Origin of the sequence: Streptomyces rapamycinicus NRRL 5491, assembly GCF_024298965.1 — a bacterium.
Lineage (GTDB): Bacteria > Actinomycetota > Actinomycetes > Streptomycetales > Streptomycetaceae > Streptomyces > Streptomyces rapamycinicus.
Genome location: NZ_CP085193.1, coordinates 7508262 through 7525445, shown reverse-complemented (window position 1 = coordinate 7525445; position 17184 = coordinate 7508262). Strand labels below are relative to the sequence as shown.

Sequence of the window (17184 nt, the reverse complement as noted above, 5' to 3'; positions counted from 1 at the left end):
GGGCACCCGACCGGGGTACCAAGCACCCACATACGCGAACGCGCCCGGCCCCCTGAGAGGGGCACCCGACCGGGACCGAGCACCCACATGCGCGAAGGTGCTCGGCCCTTCCGTGGGGCGGGCACCCGACCGGGACCAAGCATCCATATAACGCGAAGTGCCCCCGGCCCAAGGGGGACGGAGGCACCCGGAGACGCGAATTTGCTCTAGCGCTCCTCGACCGGGATGAAGTCGCGCTGGACCACACCCGTGTAGATCTGGCGGGGGCGGCCGATGCGGGAGCCCGGCTCTTTGATCATCTCGTGCCACTGGGCGATCCAGCCCGGCAGCCGGCCGAGCGCGAACAGCACGGTGAACATCTCGGTCGGGAAGCCCATCGCCCGGTAGATCAGACCGGTGTAGAAGTCCACGTTCGGGTAGAGCTTGCGCTCCACGAAGTAGTCGTCCGCGAGCGCGTGCTCCTCCAGCTTGAGCGCGATGTCGAGCAGCTCGTCGGACTTGCCGAGCGCGGAGAGGACATCGTGCGCCGCCGACTTGATGATCTTCGCCCGGGGGTCGAAGTTCTTGTAGACGCGGTGCCCGAAGCCCATGAGCTTCACGCCGTCTTCCTTGTTCTTCACCTTGCGGATGAAGGTGTCGACGTCGCCGCCCGAAGCCTGGATGCCCTCGAGCATCTCCAGCACGGACTGGTTGGCGCCGCCGTGCAGGGGGCCCCACAGGGCGTTGATGCCCGCCGAGATGGAGGCGAACATATTGGCCTGCGAGGAACCGACCAGCCGGACCGTGGAGGTCGAACAGTTCTGCTCGTGGTCGGCGTGCAGAATCAGCAGCTTGTCGAGCGCGGAGACCACGGTCGGGTCGAGGTCGTACTCCTGGGCGGGGACCGAGAAGGTCATCCGGAGGAAGTTCTCGACATAGCCGAGGTCATTACGCGGGTAGACAAAGGGGTGGCCGACCGACTTCTTGTACGCGTAAGCGGCAATGGTCGGCAGCTTGGCCAGCAGCCGGGTCGTCGAGAGGTTGCGCTGCTTCTCGTCGAAGGGGTTGTGGCTGTCCTGGTAGAAGGTCGACAGCGCGCTGACCACGGAGGACAGCATCGCCATCGGATGGGCGTCACGCGGGAAGCCGTCGTAGAACCGCTTGACGTCCTCGTGCAACAGCGTGTGGCGGGTGATGTCCTCACGGAAGGCCGCCAGTTCATCGACGGTCGGCAGCTCCCCGTTGATCAGCAGGAAGGCCGTCTCCAGGAAGGAGGCGCGCTCCGCCAGCTGCTCGATGGGGTAGCCGCGATAGCGCAGGATGCCCTGCTCACCGTCCAGATAGGTGATCGCGGATTTGTACGCGGCGGTGTTGCCGTAACCGGAGTCCAGGGTCACCAGACCGGTCTGGGCGCGCAGCTTTCCGATGTCGAAGCCCTTGTCGCCGACGGTGCTGTCGACCACCGGGTAGGTGTACTCGCCGTCCCCGTACCGCAGTACTACAGAGTTGTCGCTCACGTCATCCCTCACCGACGTCTGGTTCTCTTCTTCGAGGTGCCCTGACTCCCCCCACCTTCCCCTACTCGGGTAGCGAACGTGCACTCGGGGTCGGCCGAAGAGCCTTTTGGCGGCACTCAGTGCCGCCTTCACGGCCATCCTGCCCCGTTCGTCATCGTTCGGAAACCCATCTGACACGCTCGACTGTCACATCGCCGCCGAGTCGGTGATCCAGCGCGGTGCAGCGCCTGCCCGCCGAGACGGTGCGCACCGCCTGCCCCAGCGCGCGGCGCGAGCCGACCAGCACCACAAGGCGCTTGGCACGGGTCACGGCCGTGTACAGGAGGTTGCGCTGCAGCATCATCCAGGCCCCGGTGGTCACCGGGATCACGACGGCCGGGTACTCACTGCCCTGTGACCGGTGGATGGTCACCGCATAGGCATGAGCCAGCTCGTCCAGCTCGTCGAAGTCGTACGGTACCTCCTCGTCCTCGTCCGTCCGCACGGTCAGCCGCTGCTCATCGGTGTCGAGTGAGGTGACGACGCCAACCGTGCCGTTGAAGACCCCGTTGGCCCCTTTCTCATAATTGTTGCGGATCTGGGTCACCTTGTCGCCGACGCGGAAGACCCGGCCGCCGAGGCGGCGCTCCGGGAGGTCCGGGCGGGCCGGGGTGATGGCCTGCTGAAGCAGTCCGTTGAGCGTGCCGGCGCCCGCCGGGCCGCGGTGCATCGGGGCCAGAACCTGCACGTCACGGCGGGGGTCGAGGCCGAACTTCGCGGGGATGCGGCGGGCCGCGACATCGACCGTGAGCCGCCCGGCCTCCTCGGTGTCGTCCTCGACGAAGAGGAAGAAGTCGGACAGGCCCTGGGTGACCGGCGGCACCCCCTCGTTGATCCGGTGGGCGTTGGTGACGACCCCGGACTGCTGGGCCTGGCGGAAGATCCGGGTCAGCCGCACCGCGGGGACGGGGCTGCCGGGGGACAGCAGATCGCGCAGCACCTCCCCGGCGCCCACGCTCGGCAGCTGGTCCACATCGCCGACGAAGAGCAGATGGGCACCGGGCGGGACGGCCTTGACCAGCTTGTTGGCCAGCAGCAGATCGAGCATGGACGCCTCGTCGACCACCACCAGGTCCGCGTCGAGGGGGCGGTCCCTGTCGTACGCCGCGTCCCCGCCGGGCTTGAGCTCCAGCAGGCGGTGGACGGTGGAGGCCTCGGCGCCGGTCAGCTCGGACAGCCGCTTGGCGGCCCGGCCGGTGGGCGCCGCGAGCACCACCTTGGCCTTCTTGGCGCGGGCCAGCTCCACCACGGACCGCACGGTGAATGACTTGCCGCAGCCCGGCCCGCCGGTGAGCACCGCGACCTTCTCGGTCAGCGCGAGCCGCACCGCCTCGCTCTGCTCGGGCGCCAGGTCGGCGCCGGTGCGGCCGGCCAGCCAGCTCAGGGCCTTGTCCCAGTCCACGCCCCGGAAGGCGGGCATCCGGTCCTCCTCGGTGCGCAGCAGCCGCAGCACCTGGCCCGCGAGGGAGATCTCGGCGCGGTGGAAGGGCACCAGATAGACGGCGGAGACCTGCTCGCCGTCCGCCGGGCCCGGGACCGGCTCGCGCACCACGCCCTCGTCCTCGGCTGCGAGCTCGCCCAGGCAGTCGATGACCAGGCCGGTGTCCACCTGGAGCAACTTGACCGCGTCCGCGATGAGTTGCTCCTCGGGGAGATAGCAGTGGCCCTGGTCGGCGGACTGGGACAGCGCGTACTGCAGGCCGGCCTTCACCCGGTCGGGGCTGTCATGGGGGATGCCGACCGACTGGGCGATCTTGTCGGCGGTGAGGAAGCCGATGCCCCAGACGTCGGCCGCCAGCCGGTACGGCTCGTTCTTCACGACCGAAATCGAGGCGTCGCCGTACTTCTTGTAGATCCGCACCGCGATGGAGGTGGAGACGCCGACCCCCTGGAGGAAGACCATCACCTCCTTGATGGCCTTCTGCTCCTCCCAGGCGGCGGCGATCATCTTGGTGCGCTTGGGGCCGAGGCCGGGGACCTCGACCAGCCGCTTGGGCTCCTGTTCGATGACGTCGAGGGTGTCGACGCCGAAGTGCTCGGTGATCCGGTCGGCGATCCGGGGGCCGATGCCCTTGATCAGCCCGGAGCCGAGATAGCGCCGGATGCCCTGGACGGTGGCGGGGAGGACGGTCTGGTAGTTCTCGACCGTGAACTGTTTGCCATATTGCGGATGGGAACCCCAGCGGCCCTCCATCCGCAGCGACTCGCCCGGCTGGGCGCCCAGCAGCGAGCCGACGACGGTGAGCAGATCGCCGGAGCCACGGCCGGTGTCGACCCGCGCGACCGTGTAGCCGTTCTCCTCATTGGCGTAGGTGATCCGCTCCAGGACCCCTTCCACCACCGCGAGTTTGAGCATGCCCCGACCGTACCGCCGGGAGCCGACAGACGGTTCGGGCCTGTGGACAACGCCTGCGGGGAAGGAACGAGGGCGGGTGTCCGGTCGCGGAATACCACGGTGTCCGGTCGCGGAACATCACGATCCGGTTTCACCGGGGGCCGACCCCTTGCCTCCTTCCATGTAATCGATTCCAATCTCATGTAATCGATTCCACAAGGAGGTGGACGATGCCGGCCATCAAAGACGTGGCGCGGTGTGCCGGGGTCTCCGTGGCGACGGTCTCACGGGTGCTCAATGACCACCCCTCCGTCCGCGCGGACACCCGCGAACGGGTGCTCGCCGCGGTCGCCGACCTCGGCTATCGCCCCAACGCGGTGGCCCGCTCGCTGCGCACCGATCAGACCCGGACCCTGGGCCTGGTCATCAGCGATGTGCTGAATCCCTTCTTCACCGAGCTGGCCCGTTCGGTCGAGGACGCCGCCCGCGAGCTGGACTACAGCGTGGTCATCGGCAACGCCGACGAGCGGCCCGACCTCCAGGACCACCATGTGCGTACCCTCATGGACCGCCGCATAGACGGACTGCTGGTCAGCCCCACCGACGGCGGCTCCCCGATGATGCTGGCCGCCGCCCGCGCCGGCACCCCCATGGTCTTCGTCGACCGCTGGATCGAGGGCGAGGGCCTGGACCGGGTGCCGGTGATCCGCACCGACGGGCGGGGAGCCATCCGCGCCCTGGTGGCGCATCTGTGCGCCCTCGGCCACCGCCGGGTCGCCATCATCGCGGGCCCCGCGGCCACCACGACCGGCCGCGAGCGGGTGGACGCCTTCCGCTCCGCGCTGCGCGAGTTCGGCCTGGAGCTGCACGAGGACCACATCGGCCAGGGCGATTTCCAGGCGGACAGCGGCCGCCGGGTGACCGCCCGCTTCCTCGATCTTCCGCACCCCCCGGACGCGATCTTCGCCGCGGACAACCTGATGGCGCTCGGCGCGATGGACGAGATCCGCGCCCGGGGCCTGCGGGTGCCGGACGACGTGGCGCTCGCCGCGTTCGACGACATCCCCTGGTTCGTCCACACCGATCCGCCGATCACCGCCATCGCCCAGCCGACCGGGGCCCTCGGCCGTGCCGCCGTGACGGCGCTGATCGGTCTCGTCGAGGGGCGGCCCGCCGAGTCGGTGACCCTGTCCGCCCGTCTGGTCACCCGCCGCTCGTGCGGCGAGCCCGAAGGGAGCAAACCATGAGTGCCGAGTCCGAGCGGTCCTCCCCCGGCGGGGCGGAGCTGCTGCGCATGGAGGGGGTCCGTAAGACCTTCCCCGGGGTGATCGCGCTGGACGGGGTGGACTTCGATCTGCGCCGGGGCGAAGTACATGTCCTCCTGGGCGAGAACGGCGCGGGCAAGTCCACGCTGATCAAGATGGTCTCCGGCGCCCACCGCCCCGACGGCGGGCGGATCCTGGTCGACGGCGAGCCGGTGCGGATCAACAGCGCGCAGGACGCCGAGCGGCTCGGGATCGCCACCATCTACCAGGAGTTCAACCTCGTCCCGGACCTCACCGTGGCCGAGAACATCTTCCTGGGCCGCCAGCCGCGCCGCTTCGGCATGATCGACCGCAAGGCCATGGACGCGCGGGCCGCCGAGCTGCTGGCCCGCGTCGGGGTGGACGTCTCGCCCCGGACCCGCGTCCGCGACCTCGGCATCGCCCGGCTGCAGATGGTGGAGATCGCCAAGGCGCTGAGCCTGGAGGCCCGCGTCCTGATCATGGACGAGCCGACCGCCGTGCTCACCACCGAGGAGGTCGACAAGCTCTTCCGGATCGTGCGCACCCTGCGCGCGGACGGTGTCGGCGTCGTCTTCATCACCCACCACCTGGAGGAGATCGCCGCCCTGGGCGACCGCGTCACCGTGCTGCGCGACGGCAGCAGCGTCACCCAGGTCCCGGCGAGCACCGACCAGGACGAACTGGTGCGGCTGATGGTGGGCCGCTCCATCGAGCAGCAGTACCCGCGCGAGCGCGGGGACGCCGGTGAGCCCCTGCTGAAGGTCCGGGGACTCACCCGGAACGGCAGCTTCCAGGACATCGGCTTCGAGGTGCGGGCCGGGGAGGTGGTGGGCCTGGCCGGACTGGTCGGCGCGGGCCGTACGGAGGTCGTCCGGGCGCTGTTCGGCGCCGACCCGTACGACTCGGGCTCCGTCGAGGTGCTCGGCCGCCCGCTGCCCGGCCATGACGTGGTGGCCGCCATGCGGGCCGGGATCGGCCTCGTCCCCGAGGACCGCAAGGGCCAGGGCCTGGTCCTGGACGGCTCCGTGCAGGAGAACCTGGGCCTGGTCACGCTGCGCGCCGCCACCCGCGCCGGACTGGTCGACCGGGCCGCCCAGCGGCGCTCGGCGGCCGGTGTCGCCGAGCGGCTGGCCGTCCGGATGGCCGGTCTCGACCAGCGGGTGCGCACCCTCTCCGGCGGCAACCAGCAGAAGGTCGTCATCGGCAAGTGGCTGCTCGCCGACAGCAAGGTGCTGATCCTCGACGAGCCGACCCGCGGGATCGACGTGGGCGCCAAGGTCGAGATCTACCAGCTCATCAACGAACTCACCGCGTCCGGCCACGCCGTGCTGATGATCTCCAGCGATCTGCCCGAGGTGCTGGGGATGAGCGACCGGGTCCTGGTCATGGCCCAGGGCCGGATCGCGGGCGAGCTGACCGCGCGGGAAGCGACCCAGGACGCCGTGATGGCCCTGGCAGTGAAGGACGTCAAGGACGCCGACGAAGGAGTCGGCGGCAAGGAAAAGGAGGGCTCCCGTGGCCACTGACACGCTCAAGGGCACGAAGAACCCCGGGGGCTCGCCGGCGCTGCGCCGCGTGCTGCTCGACAACGGCGCCCTGAGCGCCCTGGTGCTGCTGTTGGCCGCCATGGCGCTGCTGTCCGGCGACTTCCTCACCACCGACAATCTCCTCAACGTCGGCGTCCAGGCGGCGGTCACCGCGATCCTCGCCTTCGGCGTCACGTTCGTCATCGTCGCCGCGGGCATCGACCTGTCGGTCGGCTCGGTGGCCGCGCTGTCCGCCACCGTGCTCGCCTGGTCCGCCAGCTCACAGGGGCTGCCGGTGTGGTTCGCGGCGCTCCTGGCGCTCACCACCGGTGTCGCCTGCGGTCTGGTCAGCGGTGCGCTGGTCGCCTTCGGGAAGCTGCCGCCGTTCATCGCCACGCTCGCGATGCTGTCGATCGGCCGCGGTCTGGCCCTGGTGATCTCCCAGGGCAGCCCGATAGCCGTGCCCGACTCGGTGTCCGGCCTCGGCGACACCCTCGGCGGCTGGCTGCCCGTGCCGGTGATCGTGATGGTCGTGATGGGCCTGATCACCGCGGGTGTGCTGGGCCGTACGTACCCGGGCCGGGCGATGTACGCGATCGGCGGCAACGAGGAGGCGGCCCGGCTCTCCGGGATCCGGGTGACCCGCCAGAAGCTGGTCATCTACGCGCTCTCCGGCGGTTTCGCGGCCGTCGCGGGCATCGTGCTCGCCTCCCGGCTGTCCTCCGCGCAGCCCCAGGCGGCGGTCGGCTACGAGCTCGACGCGATAGCCGCGGTGGTCATCGGCGGCGCGAGCCTGTCCGGTGGCGTCGGCAAGGCGTCCGGCACGCTCATCGGCGCGCTGATCCTCGCCGTGCTGCGCAACGGGCTCAACCTGCTGGAGGTGTCCGCCTTCTGGCAGCAGGTCGTCATCGGTGTCGTCATCGCGCTCGCGGTGCTGCTGGACACGGTGCGCCGGCGCGCCGGGGCCGGACCGGGCGCGCCCGGGGCCGCGGCGGGCGGACCGTCCGGTGGCGGCCGTAAGAAGGCCGTCAACGCGGGCAAGTTCGCGCTGGCCGCCGTGGTCGTCGCCGCCATCGCCTTCGGCGCCTCCGTCTGGCGCTCCGGCTCCTCCGGGGGCGCGGACACCAAGGTCGGTCTGTCGGTCTCCACCCTCAACAACCCCTTCTTCGTGCAGCTGAAGGCGGGCGCCCAGGAGGAGGCCAAGCGCGCCGGGATCAGCCTTACGGTCACCGACGCCCAGAACGACGCCTCCCAGCAGGCCAATCAGATCCAGAACTTCACCAGCCAGAACATGAAGTCGATCATCATCAACCCGGTCGACTCCGATGCCGCGGGCCCGTCCGTCCGGGCCGCCGACAAGGCGGGCATCCCGGTGCTCGCCGCCGACCGCGGTGTCAACAAGGCGAAGATCGCGACCCTGGTGGCCTCCGACAACATCACGGGCGGCAAGCTGGCCGCGAAGACGCTCGCCGAGCGGCTCGGAAAGAAGGGCACGATCCTGGTGCTGCAGGGCACCCCCGGCACCTCGGCCTCGCGTGAGCGCGGTAAGGGCTTCGCGGAGGGACTCAAGGCGTACCCGGACATCAAGGTCGTCGGCAAGCAGACCGCCGACTTCGACCGGGCCAAGGGACTGGATGTGACCACCAATCTGCTCCAGGGCCACCCGGGCATCGACGGGATCTTCGCCGAGAACGACGAGATGGCGCTCGGCGCGGTCAAGGCGCTCGGGTCCAAGGCGGGCAAGTCCGTCGCCGTCGTCGGCTTCGACGGCACCCCGGACGGGCTCAAGGCCGTCGAGAACGGCAGCCTCGCCGCGACCGTCGCCCAGCAGCCGAAGGAGTTGGGCCGGATGGTGGTGGAGAACGCCGTCAAGGCCGCCAAGGGGCAGAAGATCGACGGCACGGTGAAGGTGCCGGTGAAGGTCGTCACTGCGAAGTGACAAACGAAAGGACGTGCGGATGCACGACTACGACCTGCTGGTCGTGGGGTCGGCCAACGCCGATCTGGTGATCGGAGTCGACCGCCGCCCCGGGGCCGGTGAAACGGTCCTCGGGTCCGACCTGGTGGTCCACCCGGGCGGCAAGGGCGCCAACCAGGCCGTCGCCGCCGCCCGGCTGGGGGCCCGGACGGCCCTGCTGGCCCGGGTCGGCGACGACGACTACGGCCGGCTGCTGCTGGACTCGCAGCGGTCGGCCGGGGTCGACACCGTGGGCGTGCTCGTCGGCGGCGCGCCCACCGGGGTCGCGCTCATCACGGTGGACCCCTCGGGGGACAACAGCATCGTGGTCTCCCAAGGGGCCAACGCCCGGCTGACCCCCGGCGACATCCAGGCCTCGCTACGCCTGCTGGCCGCGGCGCGGGTGGTCTCGGTGCAGCTGGAGATTCCCCTGGAGTCGGTCGCCGAGGTGGTCCGTACGGCGGCCGCGGGCTTCGGCGGCCGCCCCGGCCCGCGGGTGGTGCTCAACCCCTCGCCGGTCGCGCCGCTGCCCAACGATGTGCTGGCCGCCTGTGATCCGCTGGTGGTCAACGAGCACGAGGCGCGGTTCCTGCTCAGCGACGACCAGGTGGGCTCCTCCGACGACCCCGAGGAGTGGGCCGACGCCCTGCTCTCGCGCGGTCCGCGCTCGGTCGTGGTGACCCTGGGCGGCGAGGGCGCGCTGGTCGCCGACGGCGACCGTACGGTGCTCGTGCCCAGTCCCGCGGTGACGGCCGTGGACACCACGGGCGCCGGGGACGCCTTCACCGGCGCGCTCGCCTGGCGCCTCGGCGCCGACGACGACCTGGTGACGGCGGTGCGGTTCGCGGTGCGCGTGGGCGCGGCCGCGGTGACCCGGGCCGGGGCGCAGGCGTCCTTCCCGAGCGCCGAGGAGGTGGCTGCCCTGTGAAGCGGTCCGGGATCCTCAACCGTCAGCTGAGCGCGGGCATCGCCCTGTTGGGCCACACCGACACGGTGATGGTGTGCGACGCGGGCCTGCCGATACCGGACGGGCCGTTCGTGGTGGACCTCGCCTTCACGGCCGGGGTGCCGTCCTTCGAGCGGGTGCTCACCGGGCTGCTGGACGAGCTGGTGGTCGAACGGGCCACGGCGGCGCGGGAGGTGAGCGACCACAACCCCGGAGCGACCGCCCTGCTCAGCCGCCTCTTCCCGGCTCCCGCGCTGGATCTGGTCCCGCACGAGGAGCTGAAGACGCTGACGGCGGGGGCACGGCTGGTGGTGCGCACCGGCGAGGCGCGGCCGTACGCGAATGTGCTGCTGCGGTGCGGGGTGCCGTTCTGAGGGTGTGACGAGGGTGTGATATTTCGAGGGGCCCGGCCGTGGTCCGGGCCCCTCGTTTTCCCCTCCTAGGGCTTCCTCTCGAATCCCCCCCGGATCCCCCCAGGAAGCCCGACGCCAGGTACGACCCGCCAAGGGCCGGAACGGTTGCACGGTCAACCGCGAAGATTTTTCCGGGGCGCGACAACCTCGGGTGGGGCCGCACGTCTGGTGGGTTGAAGGCGGGCTCCGGAACGGGTCCTCAGGTCCTCGTGGCCCTCGGATCCTCGGCGCGCGCCTCGCCCATCAGCGTTCGCTCAATTCTTTCGGGAGTCGTTCCGTATGCAGCACGTCCGCGCCAAGAAGCCGAACCGCCGTCTGCGCCCCTGGATCGTGGGGTCGGCCGCCGGAGTCGCCCTGATCGTGGGCGGGGGCATCGCCGCCCAGGCGGCCACCTCCGACCACTCCCGCCCGGCCAAGCCGGTCCCGGCGGCGACCTCGAAGCCGGAGCCGACCAAGCCGCCCACCAGCAAGCCCGAGCCCACCAAGCCGCCGACCAGCAAGCCCGAGCCCACCAAGCCGCCCACCAGCAAGCCCGAGCCCACCAAGCCGCCGACCAGCAAGCCCGAGCCCACGAAGCCCGCGCCCACGCTGCCGCCCACCACGGCGCCCGAGCCCACCGAGCCCGCGCCCACCAAGGCCAGCCGCTAGCCCGACCAGGGGTGGGGCGGGACCGGATCCGGAGCCGGTCCCGCCGCACCGATGAGGTGAACGAGGACGATGCAGCTCACTCTTGTCCGGCCCTGGTGGGCCCGGCTGCTCCGCCGTGCCCGGACGACCGCCTCGACACCGCCGGCGGAGACACCGCGTGCCGGGCGTCGGCTACGGGCGCTGCGGCCGGTGGGCGGCCGGGGCGGCAGGGAGCCCGGCCCCACGCTGGCCGATCTCTACCAGGCCCGGCGGCTGGACATGATCCGGCTGGCGGTCTTCCTGGTGGACGACCTGCACACCGCCGAGGATGTCGTCCAGGACGCCTTCGCCGCCGTCTGCCGCCGCCACGGCTCAAAGCTGGACAGTCTCCAGGACGCCCACGCCTATCTGCACACCGCCGTGGTCAACGCCGCCCGCTCGGTGCTGCGCCGACGGCGTACGGCACGCGCGTACACCCCGCCGTACCAGGGGCCGGGGGCACCCGTGGACGAGCCGCTGCTGCTCGCCGAGGAGCACCGGCAGGTCCTCGACGCGCTCGCGGAACTCACCCCGCGCCAGCGCGAGGTGCTGGTTCTGCGCTACTGGTCGGAGCTGACCGAGGCCCAGATAGCCGAGGCGCTGGGCGTCTCCCGAGGCACCGTGAAGTCGACCGCGAGCCGTGCGCTCGTCACCCTGGAGAAGCTGCTGGAGGCGGCCCGATGAGCACTCCCTCCCCCACCGAGGAACGGCTGCGCGCCGCGCTCGACGCCCGTGCGCGGCTCATCGACGCCCACGATCTGTCCCCGTACCGGCCTCCCACCGGCCCGGCCTGGGGCGCGCGGCGGATCCGGCGGGTCGTGTCCGCCGTCGCGGTGACGGTGGCGGCAGCGGCGGCCGTGGCCTTCCTGCTGCTGTCCGGCTCCCCGGATCGCCCGCATCCGGCACCACCCGCACGGGACCCCCGCACCTCCCCTCCGGCCACCTCGGTCCCGTCCTCCAACGGCTCGCCCACGGCCAAGCCCTCCCCGACCTCACCCCCCGAAACCCCGCCCGCGACCTCCACGGCCACCCAGCACTGACCGGCCGCCCCGCACGCGCTGGGTGATACGCCGCGCTCTCGGTCAGTCGCGGGTAGCACCCTCCGGCCAGATCACCCGAGACCGGACACCGGTGCGCTCGGCGTAGGCCACGACATCGGCCGTGCCGCCGTACCCACGGGCCGGTTGCCCGTCCCAAACGGCGACCAGCTCATCCACCACGCCCACCAGAATCTCGCTTCCGGCCATGTGCGCCTGGGAGTCCGACTCCGCCATGCCCGTGCGGTGGATGTCGGCGGCCTGTTGGATGAGACGGTCATAGGTCTGGTGGTGCTCCTCCGGCAGGCCCTCGCGGTACTTCTCCGCAGGGACCACCACCTCCAGGCGACCACCAGCCTCCAGCACCAGCTCAGCGAACCAGGCGTCCGGGCCGTCGGCGATACACGAGACCCCGATCAGATCAGGTCCGTAGCGCGCGACTTCCTCTTGAAGGGCCCGGCGGACCAATCGCTCCGTCTCCGGGGGAAGACCGCGGTGGCCGGTGATGCCGAGGCGCATGGGCCGCTCCTTCGTGATCATAGGTAGATGCCTCGCAGTCGGTCGTCGAACTCGCGGACAACCCTGGGTGGAGTCGTCGAAGTGTAGGACCGCCGGACCGCACGAGCGCGCTCGATGATCCGGCCTGACCGATACCGTGCCCCTGTCTCAAGTGCCCGCCCGGCCAGAGCGAACGCACCAACACGAAGGCCCCCAACCTGTGGTCAGGGGCCGATCGCTGCAATCCCGTTCGGGCCGGGAGTACCGTCTGAGTGTCGAGTTCAGAACGGAGTTCAGTATGCACGAGGACACAGGCATTGGCTCCAGCCTCCGCAAGATCCGCAAGCGGCGCGGTCTGACGCAGAGGGAACTGGCCACAGCATCAGGCGTATCGCTCTCGCTGATCCGGAAGCTGGAACAGGGAGAGATCACCGACACGCGCATGGAGACCGCCCACACGCTGGCCTCCACACTGCGCGTCCCCACGAGTTACCTCCTGGAGCGCGACGACGAGGAGCCCGCCGGCGAGGCCGCCGAGCCCTGGCGCCCGCTGAGGCAGGCTGTTCAGGTCGCGCCGGTCCGCACAGGCGAGGCCCCGACGGTGGAGGGCGTGCGTGCGATGCTCCCCGAGGTGCGCTCGGCCTACTTCGACAACCGGCTCGGTGAGTTGACCGGGCTCCTTGCCCCGCTTCTGGCGGATGCTGACGCGCTCGGCGACTCCGCCGAGGCGCGGGACGTGCGCTCCCATCTGCTACAGATCGCCGGATCGGTGCTGACCCAGGTCCGCCAGTACGGTGCCGCGGAGACCGCGCTGCGCCGCGCCCTGGATGACGCACCGGACCGGCTGCGCGCGGCGGGGATCATCGCTACTTGGAGCTGGCTCCTCGTCCGGCAAGGCAAGTTGGCAGCGTCCCGGGAAATGGCCACCAAGTGGGCGGACGATGTGGAGCCGCGAGTGTCCCGAGCGACGCCGGAGGAGTTGACGGCGTGGGGCTGGCTGCTGATGCAGTCTTCAGCCGCCGCTCTGCGCGACAACCGGCGGGGGGAGGCGGACGACATGATGCGCCTCGCCCAGTCGGTCTCCGTCCTGCTGGGGCGTGAGTTGCCCCGCGGCACTGAGCGCCTGACGACCTGGGGCCCGACCACCGTGCGCTATAAGGCGTGCGAGAGGCACATCGTGCTGGACGAGCCGGACAAGGTGCTCCGCGCAGCCAAGCCGAAGCGGCCCGGCCGGGCCACGGCCAGGAAACCCGGCGGTCTGGCGGTGAGCACCGAGTACCACCGGCACCGGCTGGACGTCGCGAAGGCTCACACCATGATGCGGCAGTACCCGGAGGCTGTAGACGTACTGACCAGCGTGCGCGCCACCGCGCCGGAGTGGCTGGCCAGTCAGCGATACGCGCGCGGCATCCTCGGCGATGTGGTGGAGAAGCGGCGGACGTTGACGCCGGAGATGCGGACGCTGGCGGACGAGGTCAGTCTGCCGTTGTAACGCTCAATGGCACTTCCGTCGGCGGCCCGTTGGAAGTGCCATTGAGTGACCCCGGTCACCACACTTAGCGTCACGACACGGATACAAATCGGCCACGAGGAGCCGTGTCGTGATCGCTGATCCACAGCCAGCGCTGCCCTGGACACCGCCGAACAATCAGGATATCGAGGCGTTACCCGCAGGTAGATGGTGGGACGCCGTGCGCGCAGCCCCGACCATCGGCGAGCGCGCCCTGCAACTGCTCGGCGACGAGACCGGCGCCGTCATCCAGGACAAGCACGGCCCCCTCTACTGGCTCGTCTCCGTCGGCACCGCAACGAGCTGGCACCTGCGGCAAGTCCGCGTCCTCACCGAGCTGACCGACGAGAGCACCTACCTCGGCGCACCGCCCGCCTCCTGGACGAAGGGCCCCCGCACCCACTGGCGCGTGCCCCTCTCGGCCGACCGCTACCTCACCGACGCCTGGCGCCTGTGGGAGGCGCTGGCCGAGGCCGACCGGGCCGAGTACGGACGCAGGCCCGAGGGACGCCAACTCTGCTACCACTGCAAGCTGCCCACCGACGAGCCCATCCCGGTCGACGTGGAGGACACGGGGAGCGACGTCGGCAAGGTCACCTACGCCTGCCCCACCCACGCCACCGGCTACCCGAGGAACGGCCGCCGCCCGCGGACCCTCACCAGCGCGGCCACGGACCAGCACAAGGGGCGGGCCCGATGACGGCCGTCGAGCAGATCAAGGACCCGTTCGCCAACGAGGCGTGGCGCGCGGCCATCAACCACGCCGCGGGGTGCATGGCCTGCCGCACGCCCGGCGCCGGATGTGAGACCGGGGAGCGGCTGCTGCACGCCTACGAGGAGGCTGCACGGCTGGCTCGATCCTGCAGCCCGTGGCCCACCAATTGACTCCCTCTCCGGCGCTGAAGTGCACAGTGCCAGAGCGGTGATTCCCCATCCATCGAGTGAGAGGAAAAACATGCAACTGGTTGCGCCCCTTCCCCTTCAGACCAGTGCCCCCGTGAGCCTCGCGCCGGGCAGCATCCGCCCGTACGCGTTAGCCGGAGCGCGCTTCCGGCCCGCTCGCTCGGCCGCAGTTCCGCAGCCTCGCCCGGTCTATGACCCCGTCAGCCAGACGGCCAGGTTCGAGGACGGCACTCCGCTGACGACCATGGCCACGTCCCAGAAGACCAACCAGGACGGCGACATCAAGAACCCACCACCGAGTGATGAGGGCGGAGACCCCGGAGCGTTTGAGTGACCAACACCGTCCTGGTCGTGGATGGCCCCTTCGAGGCGGGAACGGATCTCGTCGTGGAGGGGCTGTCCTCCTCCGATATCCCCGTGTTCCGCATGGATACCGCTGACTTCCCTCACGAACTGGAGTTACAGACAGGCAACGTTGACGGGCAGTGGGCCGGCACGCTCTCCAACAAGCACAGAAGCGTCGCACTGGCCGACGTCAAGGCGATCTACTGGAACCGGCCGAGTCTGTTCCGGTTCCCCGAACTGTCGGAGTCGGACGCCCACTGGGCGCGGGGCGCTGCCCGCATCGGCCTCGGCGGCGTACTCATGAGCCTCGCCGCCCGGTGGATGAACCACCCGTCCAGAGCCTCCGCCGCGGAGTTCAAACCCCAGCAGCTCCGCACCGCACACTCCATGGGGCTCGCCACTCCCCGCACTCTGATCACGAACTCCGCCAATGAGGTACGGGCCTTCGCGAAACACATCGAAGTCCCACTGATCACCAAGCCGTTGGGGACGCCGCACGTTGCCCACTCCCAGGGCGCGGAGACCATGTATACGCGCGAGGTCGACCTTGACGCCCTCGGCGGCGTGGAGCTCACTGCGCACCTGTTCCAAGAGCGTGTCCCCAAGCAGTACGAAGTGCGCTTGATCGTCGTGGGCGACTTCTGCCACAGCGTGAAGATCAAGGCCCACAGCGAGGCCGCCCGTACGGATTGGCGGTCCGACTACGACGCGCTTGAGTACGAGCCGATCGAGACGCCGACCGATGTGGTCAACGGGGTGCGCGGATACATGGCTCGACTGGCCCTCACCTACGCTGCCATGGACTTCATCGTGCAGCCGAACGGTCAGTGGAAGTTCCTGGAGGCGAACCCCTCGGGCCAGTGGGCATGGCTCAACAGTCCGGAAATCCCCCTAGCCGCTTCGATCGCTCACACCCTGGAGAACTGGTGTCACCAGTGAACTGGAAACCGCTCGCTGAGAATCTGGCAAGCATCCTGGAGGGCTCGGACGACCTGGTCTCACCTCACTGGAAGCAGGCGTTCGAGGAGGTGCCCCGGCACGTCTTCGTCCCACGCTATTTCCAGAATCAGGGGGGTGTGCCAACTCGATGGAAACCGCTCGACGCCTCGGACGGCGGAGACTGGCTCAACCCCATCTACACCAACGCCACACTCGTCACCCGCCTCGACCCGGAGACGATGAAGTCCGCGGATGGACTGTTCACCGGCGTCCCCACCTCATCCAGCACGCAGCCGAGCCTCACGGCCCGGATGCTGGAGGCCCTTGACGTGCGGCCTGGAGACCGGGTCCTCGATGGGGGCACTGGCACCGGCTACCAAACCGCCCTCATCGCTCACCGCCTGGACAGCGCTGACCAACTCGTAACAGCGGACATTGACCCGGATGTGACGTCCGAAGCCCTGCTCAATCTGGAGGCCATCGGCATCACACCGAACGTGCTCACCGTGGACGTGAGGGACTGGGCTTGGCCGCCGGAGTCGTTCGACAAGGTGATCATTACGTGTGCCCTCCCGCGGATCACCGAGACATTGAGGTCTGCGGTCGCTCCCGGGGGACGACTCGTCGTGAACCTCTTCCCGCCGCTGAGCGGGGGTCTGGCCGTCCTCGACCGCATGCCGGACGGGAGTCTGGAGGGGCGCTTCCAGGCGGGCGGCGGGTCCTTCATGGCGGCGCGTACGGCGGCGCCGGCCCCTCCCCCACCGCTTGCATCGGGACCGGTGGAGGCACACGGGAAATCCCGCGTACCGGTCACCGCCTTCGACAGCTACCACTTCACCTTCCTGCTGGCGTCCGCGCTGCCCGGGGTGGTGCTCCAGTACGGCACTGACGAAGAGGGGCACACCATGCGTCGCCTGGTGATGCCTGACGGGGCGTGGGCTGAGGGCATCTTCGTCGGCGAACAGACGCAGTTCCGCGAGACAGGTGACCGCGGCGTCTGGGACACCGTCGAGGGGTGGTGGGGGTGGTTCGTCGATCACGACATGCCGAAATGGGATCGCTTCGGCCTGACGGTCTCGGACGAAGAGCATCGCCTCTGGTACGAAACACCCCGGGGCCCCTCATGGAAGCTGCCTGTGTGAGTGAGGCGCGCAGCCAGAGCACGAAAGGGCCTCCTCCCGGTGGGAGGGGGCCCGGTGTTCCCGGCCGTCGGCTACACCGCCATCTCGCTGTCACGACTGGAGGACGACCCAGTGCGACGCCGCATACTCCTGACCGGTCTGGCCAG

The 17184-nt window shown here is 70.1% G+C and carries 17 protein-coding genes; 14 read left to right on the top strand and 3 right to left on the bottom strand.

Annotated elements, in window-relative coordinates; all coding sequences use genetic code 11:
- Positions 1-206: 206 nt before the first annotated feature.
- Positions 207-1508, bottom strand: coding sequence for a citrate synthase (locus LIV37_RS31820; RefSeq protein WP_202979599.1), 1302 nt, complete (start codon positions 1506-1508; stop codon positions 207-209).
- 139 nt (positions 1509-1647) lie between these two features.
- A complete protein-coding gene (gene recD2, locus LIV37_RS31815; RefSeq protein ID WP_020871193.1) occupies positions 1648-3891 on the bottom strand; it encodes an SF1B family DNA helicase RecD2 in 2244 nt (747 codons plus the stop codon).
- Between the two features lie 209 nt (positions 3892-4100).
- Between recD2 and LIV37_RS31810 the strand changes: the two genes are divergently transcribed.
- The 8 genes from LIV37_RS31810 to LIV37_RS31775 all read left to right on the top strand — a co-directional run bounded on the left by LIV37_RS31810 (position 4101) and on the right by LIV37_RS31775 (position 11704).
- Complete coding sequence (locus LIV37_RS31810; protein ID WP_020871192.1) at positions 4101-5117, top strand: LacI family DNA-binding transcriptional regulator; 1017 nt, start codon at positions 4101-4103, stop codon at positions 5115-5117.
- A complete protein-coding gene (locus tag LIV37_RS31805; RefSeq protein WP_020871191.1) occupies positions 5114-6682 on the top strand; it encodes a sugar ABC transporter ATP-binding protein in 1569 nt (522 codons plus the stop codon). The genes LIV37_RS31810 and LIV37_RS31805 overlap by 4 nt, the downstream gene beginning before the upstream one ends.
- Positions 6672-8621, top strand: coding sequence for an ABC transporter permease/substrate-binding protein (locus tag LIV37_RS31800; protein WP_020871190.1), 1950 nt, complete (start codon positions 6672-6674; stop codon positions 8619-8621). Before LIV37_RS31805 ends, LIV37_RS31800 begins: the two co-directional genes overlap by 11 nt.
- Before the next feature lie 19 nt (positions 8622-8640).
- Complete coding sequence (rbsK, locus tag LIV37_RS31795) at positions 8641-9567, top strand: ribokinase (RefSeq protein ID WP_020871189.1); 927 nt, start codon at positions 8641-8643, stop codon at positions 9565-9567.
- On the top strand, positions 9564-9959 hold the full coding sequence (gene rbsD, locus LIV37_RS31790; RefSeq protein ID WP_020871188.1) for a D-ribose pyranase: 396 nt from the start codon (positions 9564-9566) through the stop codon (positions 9957-9959). Before rbsK ends, rbsD begins: the two co-directional genes overlap by 4 nt.
- Positions 9960-10277: 318 nt before the next feature.
- On the top strand, positions 10278-10646 hold the full coding sequence (locus LIV37_RS31785; protein ID WP_121824273.1) for a hypothetical protein: 369 nt from the start codon (positions 10278-10280) through the stop codon (positions 10644-10646).
- Between the two features lie 69 nt (positions 10647-10715).
- Positions 10716-11348 (top strand): sigma-70 family RNA polymerase sigma factor, encoded by a 633-nt coding sequence (locus LIV37_RS31780; RefSeq protein WP_020871187.1) that lies wholly within the window; start codon positions 10716-10718, stop codon positions 11346-11348.
- Positions 11345-11704, top strand: a complete 360-nt coding sequence (locus tag LIV37_RS31775; protein ID WP_020871186.1) for a hypothetical protein — start codon at positions 11345-11347, stop codon at positions 11702-11704. Before LIV37_RS31780 ends, LIV37_RS31775 begins: the two co-directional genes overlap by 4 nt.
- 42 nt (positions 11705-11746) lie before the next feature.
- On the opposite strand, the gene LIV37_RS31770 is transcribed toward LIV37_RS31775, so the two are convergent.
- Positions 11747-12220 (bottom strand): hypothetical protein, encoded by a 474-nt coding sequence (locus LIV37_RS31770; protein ID WP_020871185.1) that lies wholly within the window; start codon positions 12218-12220, stop codon positions 11747-11749.
- Between the two features lie 277 nt (positions 12221-12497).
- Here LIV37_RS31770 and LIV37_RS31760 point away from each other — a divergent pair, with 277 nt between their 5' ends.
- The 6 genes from LIV37_RS31760 to LIV37_RS31740 all read left to right on the top strand — a co-directional run bounded on the left by LIV37_RS31760 (position 12498) and on the right by LIV37_RS31740 (position 17038).
- Entirely contained in the window at positions 12498-13691 is a 1194-nt protein-coding gene (locus LIV37_RS31760; protein ID WP_020871184.1) for a helix-turn-helix domain-containing protein, read from the top strand.
- A 109-nt stretch (positions 13692-13800) separates the two neighbouring features.
- Complete coding sequence (locus tag LIV37_RS31755; protein ID WP_121824274.1) at positions 13801-14409, top strand: hypothetical protein; 609 nt, start codon at positions 13801-13803, stop codon at positions 14407-14409.
- Positions 14406-14594, top strand: coding sequence for a hypothetical protein (locus LIV37_RS31750; protein WP_020871182.1), 189 nt, complete (start codon positions 14406-14408; stop codon positions 14592-14594). Before LIV37_RS31755 ends, LIV37_RS31750 begins: the two co-directional genes overlap by 4 nt.
- Before the next feature lie 70 nt (positions 14595-14664).
- A complete protein-coding gene (gene tgmA, locus LIV37_RS51835) occupies positions 14665-14946 on the top strand; it encodes a putative ATP-grasp-modified RiPP (protein ID WP_020871181.1) in 282 nt (93 codons plus the stop codon).
- Entirely contained in the window at positions 14943-15896 is a 954-nt protein-coding gene (tgmB, locus tag LIV37_RS31745; protein ID WP_020871180.1) for an ATP-grasp ribosomal peptide maturase, read from the top strand. The genes tgmA and tgmB overlap by 4 nt, the downstream gene beginning before the upstream one ends.
- Positions 15884-17038 (top strand): methyltransferase domain-containing protein, encoded by a 1155-nt coding sequence (locus LIV37_RS31740; protein ID WP_158634876.1) that lies wholly within the window; start codon positions 15884-15886, stop codon positions 17036-17038. The genes tgmB and LIV37_RS31740 overlap by 13 nt, the downstream gene beginning before the upstream one ends.
- Positions 17039-17184: the final 146 nt, after the last annotated feature.